At 64.7% G+C, this 1,808-nt stretch carries 2 protein-coding genes and 1 pseudogene; all 3 read left to right on the forward strand.

Annotated elements, in window-relative coordinates:
- On the forward strand, nucleotides 1-622 hold a 622-nt coding region (locus Q8K05_RS14795), incomplete at its 5' end, for a glycine cleavage T C-terminal barrel domain-containing protein (RefSeq protein WP_305247395.1).
- 42 nt (nucleotides 623-664) lie between these two features.
- Entirely contained in the window at nucleotides 665-1,033 is a 369-nt protein-coding gene (gcvH, locus tag Q8K05_RS14800; protein WP_305247396.1) for a glycine cleavage system protein GcvH, read from the forward strand.
- 33 nt (nucleotides 1,034-1,066) lie between these two features.
- Nucleotides 1,067-1,808, forward strand: a pseudogene (locus Q8K05_RS14805) (glycine dehydrogenase (aminomethyl-transferring)); the annotation flags it as partial.

The following is a 1,808-nucleotide window of genomic DNA, read 5'->3' on the forward strand; positions in this document are numbered from 1 at the left end:
GGTGTTGATCAGCGGCGGCCGCTTCACGGTGGCGGGGTGCGACTGCTATGTGACCCGAAGCGGCTACACCGGCGAGGACGGCTTTGAAATCTCAGTGCCTGCCGCGCAGGCAGACACGCTGGCCAGAGCCCTGCTGGCGCAGCCTGAAGTCAAGCCCATCGGCCTGGGCGCGCGCAACTCGCTGCGCCTGGAAGCCGGCTTGTGCCTGTATGGCAACGACATTGACACCACCACCACGCCGGTCGAAGCGGCCCTGAACTGGGCGATTCAGAAGGTCCGGCGCACCGGTGGCGGGCGCGCCGGCGGCTTTCCGGGCGCGGCCACCATCCTTGCCCAGCTCGACAACCCGGCCACATTGACAAGAAAGCGCGTCGGCCTGATCGCGCTCGAACGCATTCCGGTGCGCGACCACACGGCCCTGCACAGCCCCGACGGCACGCCGATCGGCGAAGTCACCAGCGGCCTGCTCGGCCCCAGCATCAACCAGCCCATCGCCATGGGCTACGTGGCGCCAGAATTTGCAGTAATCGGCACCCTGGTGAACGCCCTGGTGCGCGGCAAGCCGGTGGCCATGCAGGTATCGGCCATGCCTTTTGTACCTACCCGCTATTACCGCGGCTGATTTATCCTTCCCGTTTTTTCATACAACCTCCTGGAGCACCCCATGACCGTCAAGTACACCGAAGACCACGAATGGCTGAACATTGAAGGCGACACCGCCACTGTCGGCATCACCGTTCACGCGCAGGACGCGCTGGGCGATGTGGTGTTTGTCGAGCTGCCCGCCGTGGGCAGCGTTTTTGCGCAAAAAGACACGGCTGGCGTGGTCGAGTCGGTCAAGGCCGCCGCCGACGTCTACATGCCCGTCAGCGGCGAGGTGATCGAAGTCAATGAAGCCCTGCGCGACGACCCGTCGCTGGCCAACAGCGACCCGCTGGGCGCCGGCTGGTTTTTCAAGATCAAGCTGTCTGACGCTTCGCAACTCGACGCGCTGATGGACGAGACCAGCTACACAAAATTTTCGGCCGCCTGAATTTTCTGCAACCGCCTGACACGGGACCCTGATATGTTGATGCCATCCGCCACGCCCCTGGGCGCGCTTGAGAACCCTTCCGAATTCATTGCGCGCCACATCGGCATTGATGCGGCGGACGAAGCCCACATGCTCAGCGCAGTAGGCTCGGCCTCGCGCCGCGCGCTGATTGACGGCATCGTGCCGCGCTCGATTGCGCGCAGCAGCGCGATGGCGATTCCGCCGCCCGTGACCGAGGCCGCGGCGCTCAAGCAACTCCGGGCCATGGCCGACAAAAACCAGGTGTTCAAAAGCTATATCGGCCAGGGCTATTACGGCACCTACACGCCGGGCGTTATTCTGCGCAACGTGCTTGAAAACCCCGCCTGGTACACCGCCTACACGCCCTACCAGGCCGAAATTTCCCAGGGCCGGCTCGAAGCGCTGATCAACTTCCAGACCATGGTCTGCGACCTGACCGGCATGCCCAGTGCCAACGCGTCCATGCTCGACGAAGCCACCGCCGCCGCCGAAGCCATGACGCTGGCCAAGCGCCGCGTCAACAGCAACAGCAATGTGTTCCTGGTGGCGGGCGACTGCCACCCGCAAACCATCGAAGTGATCCAGACCCGCGCCAGGCCGCTGGGCATCGAAGTCAAGGTCAGCACCGCGTCCAGCACCCTGCTCCAGCTGATGACCGAGGGCGACTACTTCGGCGTGCTGGCGCAGTACCCGGCCACCACCGGCTCCATCCATGACCTGCGGCCGCTGGCGGGCCAGGCGCATGCCGATGGCG

It is taken from the genome of Polaromonas sp., from assembly GCF_030682935.1.
In the GTDB taxonomy this organism is placed as follows: domain Bacteria; phylum Pseudomonadota; class Gammaproteobacteria; order Burkholderiales; family Burkholderiaceae_C; genus Polaromonas.